This window comes from Frankia sp. CcMO1 (genome assembly GCF_977945845.1).
In genome coordinates this window covers 1-20,329 of sequence record NZ_CDWTMG010000064.1, presented here as the reverse complement: position 1 = coordinate 20,329, position 20,329 = coordinate 1, and the positions used below count along the sequence as shown (strand labels likewise).

General features: G+C 69.5%; 14 protein-coding genes. 13 read left to right on the top strand and 1 reads right to left on the bottom strand.

The features are described from left to right. Window positions 1-210 precede the first annotated feature (210 nt). Window positions 211-918 carry a hypothetical protein gene (locus AC08OU_RS10630; protein WP_476604804.1) on the top strand — a complete coding sequence of 236 codons (708 nt, stop codon included), beginning with the start codon at window positions 211-213 and terminating at the stop codon, window positions 916-918. A gap of 1,386 nt (window positions 919-2,304) precedes the next feature. Then, window positions 2,305-7,539 (top strand): MobF family relaxase, encoded by a 5,235-nt coding sequence (gene mobF, locus AC08OU_RS10625; RefSeq protein WP_476604803.1) that lies wholly within the window; start codon window positions 2,305-2,307, stop codon window positions 7,537-7,539. Between the two features lie 630 nt (window positions 7,540-8,169). Here the strand turns inward: mobF and AC08OU_RS10620 are convergent. Continuing rightward, window positions 8,170-9,387, bottom strand: coding sequence for a helix-turn-helix domain-containing protein (locus tag AC08OU_RS10620; RefSeq protein WP_476604802.1), 1,218 nt, complete (start codon window positions 9,385-9,387; stop codon window positions 8,170-8,172). 392 nt (window positions 9,388-9,779) lie between these two features. Here AC08OU_RS10620 and AC08OU_RS10615 point away from each other — a divergent pair, with 392 nt between their 5' ends. The 11 genes from AC08OU_RS10615 to AC08OU_RS10565 form a co-directional block, all read left to right on the top strand. Further along, complete coding sequence (locus AC08OU_RS10615; protein WP_476604801.1) at window positions 9,780-10,793, top strand: hypothetical protein; 1,014 nt, start codon at window positions 9,780-9,782, stop codon at window positions 10,791-10,793. Further along, on the top strand, window positions 10,790-12,802 hold the full coding sequence (locus tag AC08OU_RS10610) for a phosphoketolase family protein (RefSeq protein ID WP_476604800.1): 2,013 nt from the start codon (window positions 10,790-10,792) through the stop codon (window positions 12,800-12,802). The genes AC08OU_RS10615 and AC08OU_RS10610 overlap by 4 nt, the downstream gene beginning before the upstream one ends. Then, a complete protein-coding gene (locus AC08OU_RS10605) occupies window positions 12,799-13,851 on the top strand; it encodes an enolase C-terminal domain-like protein (RefSeq protein WP_476604799.1) in 1,053 nt (350 codons plus the stop codon). Before AC08OU_RS10610 ends, AC08OU_RS10605 begins: the two co-directional genes overlap by 4 nt. Further along, a complete protein-coding gene (locus tag AC08OU_RS10600) occupies window positions 13,851-14,303 on the top strand; it encodes a hypothetical protein (RefSeq protein ID WP_476604798.1) in 453 nt (150 codons plus the stop codon). The genes AC08OU_RS10605 and AC08OU_RS10600 overlap by 1 nt, the downstream gene beginning before the upstream one ends. Next, window positions 14,300-14,965: an HAD hydrolase-like protein gene (locus AC08OU_RS10595; RefSeq protein WP_476604797.1), complete on the top strand. Its 666-nt coding sequence runs from the start codon at window positions 14,300-14,302 to the stop codon at window positions 14,963-14,965. The genes AC08OU_RS10600 and AC08OU_RS10595 overlap by 4 nt, the downstream gene beginning before the upstream one ends. Continuing rightward, window positions 14,965-15,750 (top strand): class I SAM-dependent methyltransferase, encoded by a 786-nt coding sequence (locus tag AC08OU_RS10590; RefSeq protein ID WP_476604796.1) that lies wholly within the window; start codon window positions 14,965-14,967, stop codon window positions 15,748-15,750. Before AC08OU_RS10595 ends, AC08OU_RS10590 begins: the two co-directional genes overlap by 1 nt. Beyond that, window positions 15,747-16,502 carry a creatininase family protein gene (locus tag AC08OU_RS10585; protein ID WP_476604795.1) on the top strand — a complete coding sequence of 252 codons (756 nt, stop codon included), beginning with the start codon at window positions 15,747-15,749 and terminating at the stop codon, window positions 16,500-16,502. Before AC08OU_RS10590 ends, AC08OU_RS10585 begins: the two co-directional genes overlap by 4 nt. Window positions 16,503-16,542: 40 nt before the next feature. Continuing rightward, a complete protein-coding gene (locus tag AC08OU_RS10580) occupies window positions 16,543-17,295 on the top strand; it encodes a phytanoyl-CoA dioxygenase family protein (RefSeq protein ID WP_476604794.1) in 753 nt (250 codons plus the stop codon). Window positions 17,296-17,299: 4 nt separating this feature from the next. Continuing rightward, window positions 17,300-18,511, top strand: coding sequence for a hypothetical protein (locus tag AC08OU_RS10575; protein WP_476604793.1), 1,212 nt, complete (start codon window positions 17,300-17,302; stop codon window positions 18,509-18,511). Further along, window positions 18,508-19,149, top strand: a complete 642-nt coding sequence (locus AC08OU_RS10570) for an L-threonylcarbamoyladenylate synthase (protein ID WP_476604792.1) — start codon at window positions 18,508-18,510, stop codon at window positions 19,147-19,149. The genes AC08OU_RS10575 and AC08OU_RS10570 overlap by 4 nt, the downstream gene beginning before the upstream one ends. Window positions 19,150-20,052: 903 nt before the next feature. Continuing rightward, window positions 20,053-20,329: hypothetical protein (locus AC08OU_RS10565; protein ID WP_476604791.1), on the top strand; the 277-nt coding region annotated here is incomplete at its 3' end.

The window sequence follows — 20,329 nt, the reverse complement described above, 5'->3', positions numbered from 1 at the left end:
GCCACGGCACGCCGGGCGCGCAGCAGCCGCGCCGGCCGCAGCACCGCCAACGCCGGCTGACAGGGCCGCCGGGCCTTCGTCCGGTGCTGAGGCCGCGGGCCGGCTCCCACTTCCCCGGGGAGCCGGCCCGCACCCCGGCCCAACCCTCACCCCGACCCGCTCGTCCTGGGACCCGCTCGTGCCTGACCTGTTCGTGAAGGAGAACCTGCCATGCCTGTCTCTGCTCGCTTCGCCCTGAACCGTGTCGTCCCCGATTCCGCGCTCGCGGTCTGGGGTGGCCGCGTCATCGTCACCCAGGACGGCCACGTCGACCTGCCGGAGGACCGCCACGGCGACGACGGCGGGCCGCACACCGCCCGGCTTCACGACCTGCTCCAGGAGCGGATCCCGCTGCGCGACATGCTGAACATCGTCTCCGGCCTGCTGCGTGACGGGCTGATGCTCACCCGCCGCGCCGACGACGTCGTCCTGCACCTCGATGACGAGGTCGTCGTGCACGCGAACACCAACGCCTCCGCCGGGTACTGCTACCTCACCGCCTGGCTCGCCGCCCCCGCGCCCAGCCACACCGACGCCAGTCACTCGCCGCAGTACACCGTCACGATGGCCGAGGGCTCCTTGGACGTCCTACGGTCGTTCCTGGCCCGCATCGAGACCAGCATGCCCGCCGAATCCAGCGCCCGGGACTACCGGCAGCTCGCCGCGCACCGGCAACTCGTCATCGCCCAGACGTGGAGCCTGCTGCGGTCACTGGGCTACGGCCTGTTCGCCACCACCGCCCACGACGGAGACGTCACCATCGCCCCCGACGGGCCGACGTCCCTGTTCTTCCGCTACACCAGCGGCTACCACGGCGCGCTCATCCTGCACGAGTCCAGCCACGGCCCCACGCACGCCGCCTGGTCCATCCACACCTGAACCACCCGCCACCGGCTCATCGAGGGGTCCGGGGACCGTCCCGCCGGGACGGTCCCCGGACCCCGCTTCCGCGTTCTCGGCGTTCTCACCGTTCGCGCCATTTCCGCCGCTCGCTGCAGCAGCACTCCGTGCCGATCCAACGGCCATCTCATCGGGCCGGTGTCCCGATGCCGCTTCGTCGCTCGCGACGGGGTCCGCACCGGCACCTGCCGCCTCCACGGTCCCGACGCCATCCGGCGACGGTTTGCGCCATGGCCTTTGCTGCGGCGCTGGTTGGGGTGGCACTGGTTGCTGCGGCACCGGCTGACGCACCGCATCACGGACCTGGGGGCCGGTCAGTCCCGTCAACTCGCTGATCCCGGCACGGGTCTCGCCCAACTCCTTCAGGCGGTCCAGCGCGCGCACACCCTCGGCGTGCGGGCCGGCCGCTTGCGCCTGCCCCTCGGCCAACACCCGCGCGGCCTCTTCTTGCGCCCACGCCAGGATCGCCTCGGCCCGGCTCGTGGCCTCGTAGTAGTCGACCAACGTCGCCTGGACCTCGGCCTCCCGCTGCCGGACCCGGGCGTCGCGGGCCTGCCTCGCCTCCCGAGCTCGCCGGATCGCCTGAGCTCGATGACCCGCCATCGGCGGACCGGATCGTCGTGTCGTCATGCCATCGAACGCTAAAACCCGCACGCCGCGACGGCAATTAAGCACCGCCCTCACAGCAATTCACGTTCCAGCGCAGCTCGTCACACTCAATCTCACCCATCATCCACCCACGAAACCGTCCCACCGCCACAGCAATACCCACCTCTATCCGCACAAGACCACCACTTGACCAGCACGAACGCCGAACCGGCTATCCACGAAGCCCGAGAGAAGCGCATCACAGATTGAGAATCAAGACACCTCTTGCACCCGAAGGTAAAGCGGGCGAGAGTCAATCTCTGAAATGCCCCTAGAATGGAGGTGCGCGATGCCGTGCGCGGTCATTCTCGGGTGCTTCCATTCGCCGGAGTCCGCCGGAATCCGCTGCGGTTCAATTACCCTTCACTGGCCATGTTGGCTGCCCGTGTCCGGGTGTCCGCCCGCGCCGGGTGGGTGGTGTCCCGCGCACGCTGTGGGGGCCGCCTCTCGGCGTCAACAGCGCTGCGCGCCGCTTCGCGGCGGCCCTGCGGGCCGCTGTGGACTCCGAGCCTCCGCGGCCCCCACGCGGCCGACTCCGTCGGCCAGGCCGATGGCCTGTCCGCGTAGCGCGCGGGACACGCCCCACCCGCACCAACCCCTCTCCACCTGGACTCGCGCTCGCCCCGGCAGCGGGCAGGCCGCACCCCAGATGGCGCACTCGCACTGGACGTCGTGGGCGACGTTGGCGACGTGGGCGGAGGTGGTTCAGCGGTGGTCATGAGCATCCACAAGTTGTCCGCCGGGGACGGGTACACGTACCTGACCCGGCACATCGCCCACGGCGACGGTGCCCCCTTGATGGACCCGACAGCGGACCCGGCGCCGGAACCCGCAGTGGACCAGGTCATGAGGCGGGACGCGGCCGGCTACTACACGGCCGAGGGCAACCCGCCCGGCCGCTGGCTCGGCCGCGGACTCGCGGCGCTCGCCCTCATCGGCAGAGCCGCCGACGGCCCGTTCGACCCTCTCGGCCCGGTGAGTGAGGCGCAGATGCGGGCGCTGTTCGGGGAGGGGATGCACCCGAACGCCGACGCGATCATCGCCGAGTATCAGCGGACGCATGTGCGTGCCGGGCTGACCGATCGGGAGCTGGCGAAGGTGAACGCCGACGCCGCGCGGGCGGCGACGCTGGGAGCGCCGTTCCCGGTGTTCGCGGCGCTGGCGCCGTTCGAGGACCGTGTCCGGGACCAGCTCGCCGCGCTGGAGGAGGCGACCGGGCGGGCGGCGACGCCCGCCGAGATCGCCCGGGTCCGCTCCCGGGAGTCGCGACGGCAGCGGCACGCCGTGGCTGGGTACGACCTGGTGTTCACCCCGGTGAAGTCGGTGTCGCTGCTGTGGGGGCTGCACCCGGACCCGGGCGTGCGGGCCGCGGTTCGCCGCGCGCATGAGGACGCCGTCGCCTCCACCGTGGCGATGCTGGAGGAGCACGCCGCGTTCACCCGGACCGGGAAGGCCGGGATCGCGCAGATCAACACCCGCGGTCTGGTCGCGGTCGCGTTCGACCACTACGACTCCCGCGACGGCGACCCCAACCTGCACACCCACCTCGTCATCTCCAACAAGATCCAGGGCATTGACGGGATCTGGCGGGCCCTGGACGCCCGTCCCCTGTACGCGATGACCGTCGCCGCCTCCGAGCACTACAACACCACCCTGCAGACCATGCTCACCGCCACTCTCGGCGTCGCGTTCGTCCGCCGGGAGATGGGCCGCGGGAAGGAACCGGTGTGGGAGCTCGACGGCATCGCCCAGGACTGGATCGACGAGGCTTCGCGCCGCCGCGCGGCGATCGTCCCCCGCTACGAGGAGCTGCTGTCCGAGCACCGCCGCCGCCACGGCCGCGACCCCTCTCCCGCGGTCGCGTACCGGCTCGCTCGCCAAGCCAACCTCGAAACCCGCCAAGGTAAGAAGGCACCGGGGTCCCTGGCCGCCAAGCTGCGCACCTGGCGGACCGAGTTCACCGAACGCCACGGACCTGACGCCTTCACCCTCCTGACCCGCCTCGTCTCCGGCGTGCCAGACACCCGAACGCACGACCCCGCGGCCAGGCGCGCGGCGCGGCACGGGCAGAGCGCGCGTCCCACCCGGCGCCAGCAGATCGACCGGTCGCCGTCGGGGCCGGGGTTGGTGAGCGTGGACGACTTGGCGGGCGACGTCGTGCGTGTGGTGGCGCAGAAGCGCTCGACCTGGACGGTGTGGAACCTGCACGCAGAAGCCGAACGCCTCCTGCGTGATCCGACCGTCGCCGCCCGCCTCACCCTCCCCACCAGCGCCCTTGACGACGAAACCGTCACCCGGACCGACAGTCGGGACACGAGCCACGGCCCGACCCTGCGGGGCCGGTCGTGGACGGCCAAAGCTGTCGCCGTGGTGGTCGCCCGAGCGATGTCCCCGGGATTCAGCATCCCCCTGGCCGCCCCCGCCCTGGTGAACGAACCGGCCACCCTCCGCCGCCTCGACGGGGACAGCGTGTTCACCGCGCACGCCGCTACCCGCTACACCAGCCAGGCCGTCCTGGACGCCGAACACCGGCTCCTGGCAGCCGCCCGCTCCACCGGCCCCGCCCCGCCGGGAGGGGTGCCGTCGGCGACAGCCGTGGCCGCGGCGCTGGCCCGGTTCGAGGCCGGGACCGGCACCCGGTTGGACGACGGGCAACGTGACCTTGTCACCGCGTTCGCTACCGACCCGCGGCTGCTGGTGGTCGGGCTCGGGGCGGCCGGGACCGGCAAGACCACCGCGATGCGGGCCTACCTGCACGTCACCGCCAGCACCATGGCCTCGGGGCGGCCGGGACGGCGGCTGATGCCGCTGGCCACCTCGGCCGCGGCCGCCGCCGTCCTGGCGTCCGAGCTCGGGGTGCCGGCGGAAAACCTGCACAAGTTCCTCCACGAGCACTTCACCGGCCGCCACGCCGACCGCCTCGCCGCCGGCGTGAAGGCCGACCGGCTCCCGCGGTCGGTGCGGCAGTTCGCCATCTCGGCCGGGGATGTGGTCCTGGTCGACGAGGCGGGGATGGCCGGAACCCCGAACCTGGACCGGCTCGTCCAGCTCGCCGCCCGGCACGGCGCGACCGTCCGGCTCCTGGGCGACTACCGGCAGCTGGCCGCGGTCGAGTCCGGCGGCGCACTCAGGTTGATCGCGACCGACGTCGGTGCCGTCGAGCTGAGCACAGTGCACCGTTTCCGTGACCCCGCCGAGGCCGCGGCCACCCTCCGGATCCGGGTTGGGGACAACGCCGGCTTGGACTTCTACACCAGCGGCGGCCGGATCGTCGGCGGGTCCACTTCCGCCATGACCGAAGCCGCCTACAACGGGTGGCTGGCTGACATGCGCGCCGGCAGGACCACGTTCATGCCCGCCGCCACCAACGCCACCGTCACGGCACTCTCGGCCAGGGCCCGCGCTGACCGCGTCACCGCCGGACAGGTCGAACCTGGCGGCGTCCCGCTGCGCGATGGGAACTCCGCCGGGGTCGGAGACTGGATCGTCACCCGCACCAACAACCGTGCCCTGACCATCCACAGTCAACACAGCCGGGACAGCCGGCTCGGGCGTGGTGGCCGGGACTGGGTCCGCAACGGCGACCCCTGGCTCGTCGAGGCCCGCCACCAAGAGGGCTCCCTCACCGTGCGCCACCTCGGGCACACCGGCCGGCTACGGCTACCGGCCCACTACGTCGCAACGGCGGTAGAGCTGCTGTACGCGAGCACCGTGCACCGCGTCCAGGGCGGCACCGTCGACACCGCCCACCCCCTGATCACCGACGCGATGACCCGCGAACACCTCTACGTTGCCGTCACCCGCGCCCGTCACCGCACCACCCTGTACGTCGCCACCCACGACGTGCTGCCCCTGGACGAGGACGAACGCCTCGACGCCGCTCGCCGCGACCCCGACAACCGCGCCGCGCTCGCCGTCCTGCACCAGATCCTCGAGCGTGAAGGCGCCGAACGTTCCGCCACCGAAACCATCCGCGACCAGCTCACCACCGCCGAATCCCTCGCCACCCTCGCCCCCCGCTACCTGCACGCCCACCACCACACCCAATCCGCCGCCTGGCGGCACCTCGCCGTCGACCTGCTCGGCGACCAGCACGCCGCTCAACTCCTGGACGACGCCGACGGCTGGGCCGAACTCGTCCAGGCCCTGCGCGGCGCCCAGGCGGCCGGATGGCCCGCCGACCAGCTCCTCGCCGCCGGCGCAAGACACCAGCACACCGACCGGCGCACCGACCGCCAGCCCGGCGGACCGCACTCCGCGAGCCAGACAACCGGCGAGGCACGAGGCGGCCACGGTCCGGCCGGCGAGCTCGCGCTCGCCGTCACCGCGGTATTCAACGCGGCCGAAGACCAGCCGCCGCCCCTTCCACTGGCCCGCCCCACCCTCGAGCAGGCCACCCGCTACGCCGCCCTCACCGCCGCCACCCTCGGCCTTGAACCCGACCGCGGCAGCGGCCAAGCCGTGCGACTCGACCCGCGGACCGCGCTGGAGCGGCCAGCCGCCCTCACGTTCGGCGCCGACACGGCGAGCGCCCAGGCCGGACCCACTGGGACGGGGTTACGAACCGTCGAGACCAGCCGGCACGCCTACGGTGCGGCGATCGGGCAGGTCCTCGGCTCCCGGATCGCCAACCGCGTCATCAGTGAGTCCGCCTGGCCCGCCCTCCAGGCAACGCTGCACCGTGCCGACCAGGCCGGGCACGACCCCGCCGACCTGATCCGCCGCTACGGCAACCGCCGCGACCTGCACACCAGCACCCACGCCGCCGAAACGCTCGCTACCCGAATCGCCCACCACCTCACCACGCACCCCGCCGGCGGCACCTTCGGATCGGACCCGGTGGACACCTGGCGCACCCTGGCCTGGAACCTCGCCGCCCACGAGAACACCGGCCACGACCCCGCCGCCCTGCTCAACGAGTCAACGACGTTCGATAACCAGGACGAGGCTCGGGCGAACCCGACCCTGGCCGACCTGCTGCACCACGTCCGTCGGCAGATCGGGGACGACTCCGCCCGCCGAAGGACCAGCCCGGCGCTGCCGTGGATGCCGCCCCCGGTCCCCGGCGACGACTACCTCACCGCCGGCGCCGAGCAGATCGCCACCCGTGTCCGGCACCTGGCCGACCGGGCCATCGCCGACAACCCGGCATGGGCGCGGCCCCTCGGCAGGCCACCCGCCGACGCCGACGCGGACGCCGCAGGAGCCTGGCGGGACCAGGTCGCGATCGTGGCCGCCTACCGCGAGCACCACGCCGTCACCGACGACGACCCCGCTCACCCCCTCGGCCCCTACGTCCACCCCGGCGAACCCGGCCACCGCGCCTACTGGCACGCCGCGACCGCCATCGTCACCGCCCACCGACTCACCCACCCGACACAGGAGCAGCAAACACCGCCCCCGGACCGCCCAAGCAGCCCGAACGCCGACTCCCGCACGACCGCCGCCACCCCGGACGCCAGGTCCACAAACGACAGGTCCACAGCCGACCGGCACGCCGTCGTGCAGCGTGAGGCGGCGGCGCACCAGATCGCGATCGACACCTACCGTGCCCTGCCCCGACACGAACGCACCGCGGTCGCCGCCGGGATGGTCACCCGCCTCGGCTCCCTCTGGTACGGCCCCGCGAACACGACCGACCTCGACACCGACACCGCCGCCACCCAACCCGCCTACGCCCCACAACTACGCGCCGCCCTCACAGAACGCGGCCACCTCGCCACGCCCGCAGACCAGCCCACCTACCCGGAGACCACGGCCCGGTCACGGACCGGACGCCGACCGCAAATTCCGACCCGGCGCCCGAACGACCCGGTCTGGCGACACCGAACCACCACCGCACCCCAGCCCGCACCGGCCCATGTCGATCAGCAGTCCAGATCGAAGCCGACGCCGCTACAACGCCCACCCGACCCGCGCCCGGACCAGATCCACACACGGCCGCGGCTCTGACCCCTGGGCCTCTGCGCCGCCAACCGTCGCGGCCAAAGGCCACCAACGAGTCACGCGCCGAGATTGTTCTGTCACAGACTGTCGGTGGCGGTGTTAACGGTCCGACATTTGAGCCTCACCTCGATGGTGAAGGACCCGTCCTCCGGCCTCCGGCAGCTACTGGCCACAGAGCTACCCGACACCGCCGCCGCCCGGGCGGCCTGCCAAGGCGGCGTGTTCCGGGCCGCCCGATGTCCGGAGCCCTGCGCCGGATCGTGGACGGCGGCCGGGCGGGGGCACGCTGGCCGCTGCAATCGATCACGGGCTCCGGTCGCGCTGAGCGACGCCGGGAGACCCAGGGCGGTTCATTCCTGACACTGCTCGGATCCACCCGAGCCCTCCCGCAACGCGAGACCTCACCGCCAGGACCCTGCGCCGGAAGTTGAGCAACATGCCCAGATCGGCATCACCGTCGACCGCCTGCGGTTCTGAACGGTCCAACGTGGTCCACCGTCACGGCCAAGACACCGGACCTCACGACGAGGATTTTTCAGAACTGGAAATCAGGCTGGTCCGGCTGGGGCGAGCCTGTCTTCGCCCGTTGCCGCAAGCCGTCGTCCAGTGTCTTCTGACCTTGTCGGCAGGCCGGCATCAGGCAACGATGCCGATGCGTTGGGCCAGCCCACGCAGTCTGGGGGTGCGGGCGCGGCGTTCACGTTCGATCAGTTCGCGGATCGTCGTTTGCGGATAGACCTGGAAGCGCAGCCAGTGCGGTGCCATGCGCTCGATCGTGAGCAGAACGTCGACAGCGGCCTCGTCCTGACCCAGGGCGGTGAGGGCGTAGGCGCGGTCGGCCAGGTGCCTGGCCCGGGCGGCCAAGGGGAGGTCAGCGTCGGCGGGCATGTCGCGAGCGAGGTCGAGGGCGTGGCCGGGGCGGTCAGTGACCACGGCGATGTCGACCGACTGCATGATGACCTGCGGCAGGCTGAAGGTGCTCTCGTAGTCCCGGCGGACCGGCTGACCCAGCCCGCTCAGCCGGTCGGCGGCCCGCCTGGCTTGCGCCAGGTGCTCGTCGGCGGCGGACGGGTCCTCGTCGCGGGCCGCGGCGGTGGCCGCGGAGAGCGACAGGCTGCCAAACACCGAAATGGCCTTGGGGTCGTCTCCGTTCAGGTAGGTGCGGATTCTGTCTGCAGCGTCGGCGGCGAGGATGTGGGCCTGGTCGAGGGTGCCGGTGTGGTGCAGCAGGATCCAGGACATCCATCCGGTCAACGCGACCTGATGGAGTTCGTCGCCCTCCTGGTCGCTCGCGGTTAGAGCACGGTCCATCGCCAGGTAGGCGAGGTCGAGCTGTCCGAGGTGGACCAGGGTGGAGGCGACGATGGCGTACGTCTCGGCAAGTAGGGCGGCGGTCGCCGCTGAATGGTCGACCCCGTCCGCGGCGCGGCAGCCGTCGATGAGCGTAGGCAGCGTGGTGCCAAGCGTGTCGTAACGGCCGGCCCAGTAGGCGCCCCACGCGAACCTGGCCGACCGTTCGAGCTCGCCGACCTCGGGAGCGGCGTCGGCTGCCTCGAAGCGGCGTGAGCGTGCGAGCAGAGCCCGCCGGATGGCGACCAGACCGACGTCATGGCCGACTGCTTCGCCATCCACACGCGATGGCTCGTCGAGCAGGTCGGACACGCCGACGTCCAGCGCGCGAGCGATCCGGTGCAGGGTGACAAGCAGAGCTGTCTGCTTGACGCCCTGTTCGAGCTTGGAGATGAGGTCGACGCTGACCTGCGCCCGCTCGGCCAGTTCGCGCTGCGTCATGCGCGGGTGCCTCTCCTGGCGCAGGCGGCGGACCCGCTCACCGATCGGACCAGGCGCTGCCACGGGCCTCCACCATCCCTCCGGCCGGTCACGGCGGACGTTCACAGCACCAGGCTACGGCGCGCGAACGAATCAGGACCAAGTAGGACGTCATGTCCGACCCGTGATGGCCTGATTACTCCTAGTCTCTGATGAAACCCGCCGACCTGGCGGATCGGCCCTGCGGCTCCGTCGCGCGGCAGCACGCCGTCGCCGCTCACCGGCTACGGATCAGGTGCGAGATTGCCCGAAGGTATTCGCCACAGCACGCAAAAGGCTTGAACCGCTCAACCAAGTGTCGCTTACTTGTAGCGACCAGCCGACTACGCATCGGGGGTGACATGCCAGCCGAGTCTCGCTCAACGCATCTGCGGCTTGATGGGGTTGCACGGCTCGCGAATCGCTATGACGTGCCCGTGGAGGATGCGGTCCTGATCGCGCTCAACCTCTGCGGGATCGCCTCGCCCTTGAACCGGCACCGAGCGCGGGTGACCGTCCGGCTAACCAGCGAACCGGCCGTGCCATGGATGATCATCGTCCCACTTAATTCTTCCATGTCACCGTTCAAGCTGGCCGGCGACGAACTACGGCTCGGGGAGGACGTCGTTGGTGTAGTACACCGGATAGACGCCGACGAGGCTGTGGGCGGGTACCTTCGTAACGACGGCCAGGCCGCAACTCTGAACCCCAACGCTCGGAGTCGGTGCGTAGGTTGTGCGTTCTGCCCGAACACTCTGGAGGCAGCGGCCGATCCGCGGTTGTCGGAAGAGCGGGAACTGAACGAACTGCTCGCGGCGATGGTTGAGCAGCACCCACGCCGTGACCTCGGCGAATTGCGCGAGGTGACAGTGTCCACCGGGTGCTTCGAGCGCGAGGACGCCGCGATCGGGCACCTGATCGGGTTGCGCAGCGCGCTCACCGGCAGGGGCGTCGCCGCGCGGATCGGCTTCCTCACGTCGGTCGTGCGGTCCGACGCTGCGTTCGCCATGCTCGCCGAGGATGTCGCGCCGTTCGTTCTGCGCCTGACGGCCGAGTGCTTCACTCGGCGAGACCTACTGCTCAAGGCGAGCAAGGCACGAGTTGGGTCGGACGAGATGCCGGACCTCCTGCGACGGGCACGCGGCGCCGGGCTCGACACTTCCTTCACATACATCGTCGGCCTCGACCCACTGGACGACGTGAGGACAGGCGTAGCGGCCCTCGCCCCGCACGTGAGCGAGTTTCCCAATTTTCAGGTTTACCAGGCGCACAACTCGATCATGGATGGGCTGCGGACACCGACGTCGGACCCGCTGGAGTTCTGCCTGCGAGCGCGGCGGGAGATCGAGGAGATCATGGCACCCTTAAAGACGCGACCGGCGGCGTGGGAGTGCTACCGCCCGCTGTGGTACTTCACGTTCGCCGGTGAGCGCCTGGTGGACGCCGGATGACGAAGCCGAGGAGTGATCTGTCGAGTCGTGCCGAGGCACTATGGCGCGCTGTCACCTTCGTTTCTGTCGCCCAGCTGCACCTAGACAGCAACCCGCTGCTGCTGCGCCCGCTGGAGGCGCGGGACGTGTCCTTGCGCCCGTCTGGCCACTGGGGAACCGTGCCGGGCACGGCGTGGGCGCTGGCCCACATTGGACTGTTGGCTGGATGCCGTGACGACCTCGACTTGTTGCCTGTGCTCGGCGCCGGGCACGCGGGCGTGGCTCAGCTCGCACTGGCCTGGCTGACCGGAGACCTAGCGCAGGTCCGCCCGCGGTTCACGACGGACGCAACTGGGTTGACGGCGCTAGTCGCCGCCTTCCCGCACGTGGACGGTCTCGGCTCGGAGGTGCATCCGTCACTGCCAGCGGGCGCCTACCTCGGTGGCTGGGTTGGCGGGAGCCTGGCCTACGCGCAGGGCATCGGCCTGGACGCCCCCCGTCGGGTGGTCATCCCCGTCCTCGGTGACGGAGAATGTGAGACGCCGACGACGGCCGCCGCCTGGTTGGCACACCGAGCACTACCGACCTCCCAGGTGCTTCCGATCGTGCACGTCAACGGACAACGAATGGGCGGCCCATCGCTGTTGGGCGCCATGTCGGACCACGAACTGCGAGCGTACGGAGCCGGGTTCGGCTGGGAGCCGGTGATCAGCCACGTCGGCACGGGCAGCATGGCCAAGCACATGGCCTTCCATCGCCTCCTGGTCGACTGCCTCGACCGCGTCCGGGACGGGGGACGGCCGATGGTCTTCCTGCGCTGCGTGAAGGGGTGGTCAGGGCCGACCCCGGCGCACAAGACACCGCTCACGAACGCCAGGGAGAACCCCACGCAGCGAGAGAGCCTGCTGCGCTGGCTGTCGAGTTACCGTCCGGCAGAGCTGCTTGACGAGCAGGGACGGCCTTGGGGAGCGCTCGCCGACGCGCTGGAGTCAATCCGGCTCGGTGACCTGCCCACCCGGGACGCCAACGGGCACCGCCGTGCTGCTGTGGTCGCGACGGCCGATCGTGGCCCGGATGAAGAGCCTTCGTTCTCGGCCGCGATCGGGACGGTGCTGCTCAGGCACGCTGCCGCTGGCGACTTCCGCGTGTTTAGCCCGGACGAGCTGGCGTCCAACCGGTTGTCCGCGGCGGCGGAGGAACCGTGGGTCCTCGAAGCGCTCGCGGAGGAGGTGCTTCTGGGATGGCTGGCGGGCTGGACCGCCAGTGGCCGCCGCGGAGTGCTGATCTCCTACGAGGCGTTCGCGCCGCTGTTCCTGACGTACCTGATGGCGCAGCTCAAGCAGCGGCGCCTTCTGACCTCCGAGTTTCCGAGTCTCAACCTGCTCCTAACCTCCTACGGCTGGCAGAACGCCTATACCCATGGCGACCCGTCGCTCGTCACGGCTCTGCTGGCAAACGGCGATCCAGCGGTGCGGGTGTTCACGCCGGCAGACCCTCGCCGCTCAGCTCTCGCACTCGACGAGGCGCTACGGTCCACCGGACGACTCAACATTGTCGTCGCCGGCAAGCACACGACCACGCATCATCCCGGTGACACCCTCGACGAAGAGCGCGCCCAGGGAGTGGCCGTCTGGCCTCACCTCAGCGACGAAGGCGAGCCGGACCTGTCGCTGATATGTGGCGGAGACCTGCCCGCAGAGATCATCCGGCAGGCAGTGCCGGTCATCCGCGATCGCCACCACTGCCGCTTACGGGTCGTCAACGTCCATGAACTGACCGCGTTGCGCGGCCTTCGGCTCGATCACCTCGTTGGCGCGCGCGGCGCCGTCCTAGTGGTCACCCTTGGCCACCCAGCTGCGATCTGGGGGCTGCTCGGCGGTCGGCTTGAGCGCCCCTGCGAGGTCCTCGGCTGGCGGGAACCGCCCTACCCCATGCCGCACAGCGAACTGGCCGCATACGCAGGGCTCGACGTTCATGGAATCACGCGGGCGGCGGCCACCCTCCTGTCCCGGAGACAGGTAAGGGCATGATCGCCGCCACTATTGACACGATCGAGGTCGTGAACGCCGGGACGCCGGCACGAGCCGGTGACGATACGGCCTTTGTCGCGCTACACAGCCAGGGATATACCGGCTGGTACGGCCCGGTCGGCGACGACGTGGCCCGATACAGCCAGACGTTTCTGGACGTCGTGTCCGGCGAACCGGTTATGGACGACGTGGCGTTGCACACCGTTCTGCAGCGAGCGGCCCGGGGGCGGCCGACGGCCGTTGCGTCGTGGGCAGTCGGTGCCATCGACTGTGCGGCCTGGGACCTGCGTGGACAATTCGCTGGCCGCCCCGTCGCGGACCTTGTGGCCGACCGGGTGGAATCGCCATCGCGCCTACGGTCCGTGCATCTCTACGCCTCATGGCTGAGTCTCGACCTCTGCAGTGACGGCGCCCTCGATTCGGTCTCCCAGGCCGCGCGTCAGGGATGGCTGTTCACCAAGTGGGGGCTGCGCCGCGGGAGGACCGTGGACCCCGTCGTTGAGTCCGCGCGGCTGTGCGCGCTCGTAGCGGCAGCGACGGCGGCGACCGGTCGGGTTCTCGCCTTCGATGCGGTCTTCACCTGGGATCTGCCCCTGGCCATCCACTTCGCGAACCACCTCGACACCCCGGTGCGCTGGGTTGAGGACCCATTGGCCGCGGCCGACCTCACGTTATATCGAGACGTGCCGGCGACGCTGCCCGTGGCAGTCGGCGAAGATCTCCTGGTCGACAGTGATGCCAGCGCGATACTGGCGCGGAAGCCCCGCGCACTCACCCTGGATGTCGCCGGGTGCGGGGGCCTAACTCGTGCGATCGAGCTGACCACACTCGCATACGCGGCAGGGGTGCCGGTGTTTCCGCACGGCCGGTCATTCGTCGCTGGCGTGCACCTGGCCGCCGGGTTCCCCTGCGCGGTCGGTGCCGTGGAATACCGGCTGCAATGGGAACCGGGACGACAGCGGGTTTACCGGGAGCCGTGGCTGCCGGTATCCGGGACCGTCACCATCCCCGAGGCGCCTGGCTTGGGAACCGTCCCGAGGAGCCGATGATGCCCGCGACAACCGCCGCTCTCCCGGTGACCGGGACCGTCAGCCCTGCGAGCTCGGACGGCGTCGTATTGGTGCTCAGAGATCGGCTCGGAGGGCACGATACGTTCCTCACCGGGCGGCTCGAGCTCGAAGGTGGGCCCAGCCTGACGGTTCGCATACTGAGCTTCGACGACGTCACAGTCCTCCGCGTGGTCGGCCGCGAGCCGCCAGTCATGGCTGGTGGGGCCTGGGCCGGCGTGCTGCACCTGTCGCATGGCTGGCGGAGCGCCCCGGCGCCGGCCGACCTCGTTGAGGCTGCGGATCGGGCCGGCCGGGATCTCGCGGCTCTTGACGCAGCAGAGTTGCGTTACGCCGTTACGTTCCTTGGTGAGGCGAGCACCGACGACATTCGCCGAGCACGCATTGCGGTCATCGTCGACGCGCTCCCATCGGCCGAGCAGTCCCGTCGATGACGAGCGCCCTCGTCAGCTTGGACGTCGGCGGAACACTGGCGACCGTGGACGGCCCCTCACTTTCCGCGTTGCTGGTAGCAGCCTCGCCTCTGGAGGTGGGGGTGGCCCGGTTGATCGTGCGGCGCCTCCTGCACCCTCAGCCGCAGATCACAGAGGATGTGATCATGCGGGTGTGCGCGGCGTTGGAGCTGCCTGTGAGCGCGTTTCCTCTAAACCATCGGCCTGCAGCCGTGCGCCTTGTGCCCGGTGCAGTCGCTACGGTGCGTAGGCTGAGCGAGCAGGCGAGGGTCGTCACCCTGTCCAACGTGACGTGCCTGGATGCAGGACCCGGGCAACTGAGCGACATGCTTTCCCCGTGGATCAGTGATCATTTCCCGTCGAGCCGTATCGGGCACGCCAAGCCGGACGCCGCGGCGTTCGAGGCGGTGGCCCGCGCCTACGGCGGCTCGACGGCCGGCATGGTCCACATCGGAGACGACTGGGAGTGCGACGTCCTGGGCGCGGTCGCGGCTGGCGCGATGGCGGTCTGGATCTCGCATGGGCGGCCGGTTCCCAACCCCGATCTGGTCAGCAGCCGTCCGGTCCTGGTCGCCCCCGACCTATCCGCCGGCAGCCATCTGGTCGTGGACCATCTGTCCGAACGACGAACACGGAGACGATGATGAATCTGTTCACAGGAACCGTCGGGTACTACCGGCAATTCCGGCCCGGCATCCCACAGAGCGTCGCCGATGTGCTGGATGCCGCCGCCAAACGCGGCACTCCCCGACGACTGCTCGACGTCGGCACCGGAACCGGACTGGTCGTCGAAGCGCTCCTCGAGCGCTTCGACGACGTGATCGCGATCGACAACGACGAAGCCATGCTCGCAGCGGCGGAGGCTGCGCTGCGAGTAGTTCTCCCGACCGGCACCACCCTGCTGCTGGAACAGTCGACCGCGGAGGAGTTCATCCCGCCGGACGGCTGGTTGGCGGACCTCGTGACGATCTGCCGCGCCTTCCACTGGCTGGACCAGGCGCCGGTGCTGGCGCGCCTGGACAGCCAGGTCGCGCCCGGCGGCGCTGTCGCAGTCTTCGGTGACAACAGCTTCTGGGCCGCTACCAGCCCGTGGAAGGCCGCCGTACGCTCAGTCATCCAGGACTTCCTCGGCGACGAACGCCGGGCTGGGAGTGGCACCTTCAACCATCACAATCGGCCGTACAGCGAGATCATGCAAGAGTCGCCGTTCAGTAACGTGGAGGAGGTCACCGTCCCGGTCCAACGCACCTGGACCGCAGACAGCATCCTCGGCTACCTGTACTCGACGTCCTTCGCCTCACCGCAACTCTTCGGCGAACGCCTGGAGCAGTTCGAGCAGACCGTGCGGGAAAGCCTCAGCGAGTTCAGCGACACCGACACCTACGCCGAAGACAATGAGTTCCTCATCCGCATTGGCCGGCGGCCATGAACCGCCAGTACGGGGCCCTCACGGCACCCGAGACCGCACGGATGACTGCGGACTCGGTGCTGTGCCTGCCATTCGGCTCCTACGAGCAGCACGGTCCACACCTGCCGCTACACACCGACACGGTCATCGCTGAAGGCTTCACCGAGCGGCTAGTCGCCCGCTATGGGGATCAGCACGACATGTGGCGCCTCCCCGCCCTGCCCTACGGCCTGTCCCTGGAACACGCTTGGACGAACGGCACCGTCTCCCTGCGCGCCGGCCTGGTCACGTCCCTGCTGGACATGATCGTCGGCGAGTACACGCGCGCCACGCGCGCACGGCGCATCCTCATCGTCAACGGTCACGGCGGCAACCGCGGCATTCTCGAGGCTGCTCTCTACGAGATCCAGGCAGCTCACGCGGTAAGACTGTGCGCCATCCACCCAAGCTCGCTGTCCACGGTGAAAGTCGATTCGGAGCTACCCGAAGTTCACGCCGGCATGCGGGAGACCAGCGTCATGCTCGCGCTCGCCCCGCAGGACGTCCACCTCGACCGACTCCAGGGCACCTACGCACCGGACACCTCGCAGCGCGAGGACATCCGCCGCGCGATTCTCGACCGTGGCGCCACTTGGCCTTGGAACTCGGGAGACAAGACCATCGCCACCGCCGGGATCATCGGTGGCGACGCGCGCAAGGCCAACGCGGACCTCGGTGAAGCCATCCTCAGCAGTGCCCTCGAAGCCAGCGCCGCCGTCCTCGAACGGCTGTAGCACTACTCAGTAGCGATGCCGCCAGTCACGGAGGACCACCATGCCCCTTACGACGGAGGACCAGGCAACCTTCCGAACCCACGGCGCAGTCATCAAACGCGGGTTCGTACCACCGCGCCTGGTCGAGCGCGCCACGGCGTTGATCGATGACTGGTACAACCGCGACCTCGACCGGGAGCGAATGGCCGCGTACACGCAGCGAACCTTTGCGCCGGAGCTGGGCAGCCACCCTGACCTCCTGGCATTGTTCACCGAGTCCGGCGCCGCCGAACTCGCCGCAAGTCTCCTTGGCGAGTTCGCTCCGGTACGGACCGTCCAGATCCAAATCCGCGTACCGCAAGCCCGACTGACCCAGGTCCAGCCGGTGAAGGACATGCACGTCGACGGAGTTGCCTGCCCACACCTCGACCCAGACGAGTTGCGGACATTCTCGCTGCTCGTCGGCGTCCTCCTCTCCGAGATCACCGACCCCGGCGGCGGTGCACTGCGATACATCCCCGGAGGACACCTGCGCATGGCGAGCTGGTTTCGCCGCGAATGGCGCCTAGGCGTCACCGAGCAGGTCCCGCCCCACATCGACGCCGAGCAGGGCACCCCGGTCCTCGGCACCCCAGGCGACGTGCTCCTCATGCACCACCTCGTACCTCACGCCGTCGGCCACAACCTCACCCCGACGCCCCGGGTGATGGCCTACTTCCGCCTCTCGCACGTCGACCACGCTGATCACCGCCTCGACGCGCTCCGCAACCCGTGGCTGGACTACCCGGCTCTCACCAACACCAGTTCCCGGTAGCCAGATGACCGGAAACCCTTGCCTCGAGCCGGCCGACTACCTGAGTGACGTGCGTCAGACGGCGGTCGACCTGGCCGCGGGATATGTTGACGACCGGATCGTCATCCTGACCGGGTCAGCCGCCTCTAGCGGGAAAATGGCCCGCTTCCTGTCCGACGCCGGAGCGCGAACGGTGATCGTCGAGCTCGAGGGCCTGCCGACGGCGACCCGGGAACGGTTCACCGCACTGGAGCACGCCCTCGAGCACCCGAGCGAAGACACCGCCGCCCGCGTCCACGCCGTCGACCCGGACGGCACAGGACTGGCGTACGCCGGTTCGTTCACCGCCGTCCGCGACCTACTCGGCCGCAGAATCCTTGGCGCCCGCTCGAGCGCGAGCCTGGCCATCGAACGCAAGGACGGCCAGCACAACCTCCTACCAGTACCCGGGCGACTCCTTCCCCTGGCGTTCGGACTGCCGGAGTCACCCGAACCGGTCGTCGTCCAGGGCATTCCCCACGACGGCGTAGCCATGGCGTCCAGCCACACGTACCTTGTCCCGCCGCACGCCGATGACTCCACACGAGCCGCCGCACTGGCCAGCCTGAGGCGAGACTGCCAACGAGCCCGCGTCACCACACTCGACACCGGCATCCCATGCACGTTCTACGGGTTCGTCACCGAGGCGGGTACCGTCGACTTCGGCCCTGTGGAGGCGCTCGTCTTCTGGGACCCAGCGACATGGCGGATCCACGCGCCGGGAATCGTGCGACCACTGCGCCTAAGAACCGAGACTCACGGACGGGCGCAAGCGACGGTACACACCCTCGCAGCGCGGCTCCACGGACTGACCGGATACGTCGGTGCCTTTGGAACCGACGGCGTCGTCACGGCCGATGACTACGTCATACACGAAATCAACCCGCGTGTCTGCGCTGGCTTCAGCCTGCTGGACCAACTCGCTCCGGCGAGCGCCCCCCTCAGCGCAGTTGACCTCGTCCTGCGTGAGGCTCCCTCTGCCGCCTCCGAGGCCCTCATCGGACCGCTGACCCGACTTGCCGCTGCGTACGCCCTCGACTCCACCCCGGCCTACCGCCTCTGGGACGACCCCCACGGAGCCACGGCGTCGCCTGTCCCCGGCGTCGACGCGGACCTCGCCACGAACCTCCGACGTCGAGCCGCTGGGACCAGTCTCGTCCACATCGACGACGCTCAGACAATTCGGAAGGCCCCATGAAAATGATCACGTCCGGTGACCTCGACCTCGCCGTCGAAGCCATCGAGGCCGGCGAACTCGTCATCGCCCCAACCCGGCGCTGGTACATGATCTGCGCCGATGCATCGAATGACGACGCCTGCGCCCGTGTCTTCGCCGGCAAGCAGCGATCATCAGCGAAACCCCTCGCGTACGTCCTTCCCACCACTGCGGCCTCCCACGAACCATTCATCATGTCGGCGCCGGCACAACAGCTTGCCACCGCCTTCTGGCCCGGCGACCTCGCCCTTGTCCTGCCCTGGCGCGACCGTGCCCTCGGGGAACGACACCGAGCCGTCGGCACAACCCACGCCCTTGTCACGAGCGATCCCGGCGTCCTCGGCGAACTCGCCAACCGATCCCGAGCGCCGATCGCCGCGACAACGGCCAGCATTTCCAGCTCGGACACTGCGTCCCCCGGCCCGGCGATCACCACCGAAGAAGTGCGTTGGTTCCTCGAGACCACCGCATTGCAGGTCGCCTACTGCATCGAAGGCGGCATCTCACCCCTTGCCCACCACCTCACCATCGTCGACTGCACCGGCCCGCACCCTGAGATCACCAGAACCGGCGCGATCCACGAACGAGCTATCGAAGCCGCCTTGCTCGAACATCGGTAGGGACGTCAGCACGAGGACTGCCGCGCGGCTGCCAATCGGCTACGTCCTCTTCAGCGCTGACAGCGCGGACTGAAGCTGCTGGTGGCGATCTCGATGACGGGCCGCGCGGGCCGGCCACATCACCAATCAGTCCCGGCGGTGACTCTCACTCGTCCTCCCCACCGGCGTGTCATCGATGACGCCACCTGCCGCCATGCGGACCAACCGTGGAATGGAGGGCGGGCCGCGAGCGACGACAAATCCAAAGGCTCCTTCCGAGCTCTCCAAGCTGCCCGTGGAGGTCACCGACTTCCTGATACCGCCAGAACGGGAGTGGCTGACCACGCCAGGCGGGAAGCGGGCGAAATCGACCACTCTCGACAACGAGGAGCCGGTAGTGTCGTCACGGAGCGTTGATCTCTGGCGCGCCTAGTCACGTCGCGAGCGAACGGGAGCCGGGCCGAACGCATGGATGTGTTCAAGGTCCACGAACAGTTGATCGATGACTACCGAGCGTTCACATCCGGCTTCGTGGAGGTCCGCGATCCTCGGATTCGCGCGCATGACGACCGCGAGTTGGCGGAGCGTGTGCAGTGGCCCGGATCCATGGCTGAGCCGGCCGATCAGGAGCCCAAGCCTGCCCCGGCCCCGCTGCAACGCCACCAAGATCCACGCCCGGACCAGATCCACCCCCGGCCGTGACTGTGAACCGGAGGATCAAGCTCGTTCCAGCGGGGGCGGGCCGTTCGCGTCTGGGGCGCCAGGCTTGACCGCCCCAGCCGGTGCAGTGCGCCACGACCGCGGGTGCAAAGTGGTCGTTATCAATACAAAACCCGCCAACCACCAGCGGCGATCGTGAGGTAGCGACAGGCTGGCCACGGCGGCTACGCGATATTTGTCGGACGCGACCGATAGAACGACTGCATGAACGAAGGGGATGACGACTTGGCGGAGGACTTGGTGGTTGCTGCCAAGCCTGCTCGCTGTTGGTTGGATGCCTTCCCCTGGCTCGAGGCTGCCTCGGGCGACGCCGCGACCGATGGTGAGCCGTGGTGGCTAAAGCCCATCGATGAACCGGGGAGCCCGGGGCGAGACCGCAAACTCGCGCAGATCTCTGACCTGGCAATCGAGCGACTCTCTCGCTGGACGATCGGCCAGATATTCCCTGGGCTCTCCTCGGACGTCGCGCTCGCCCGATTGT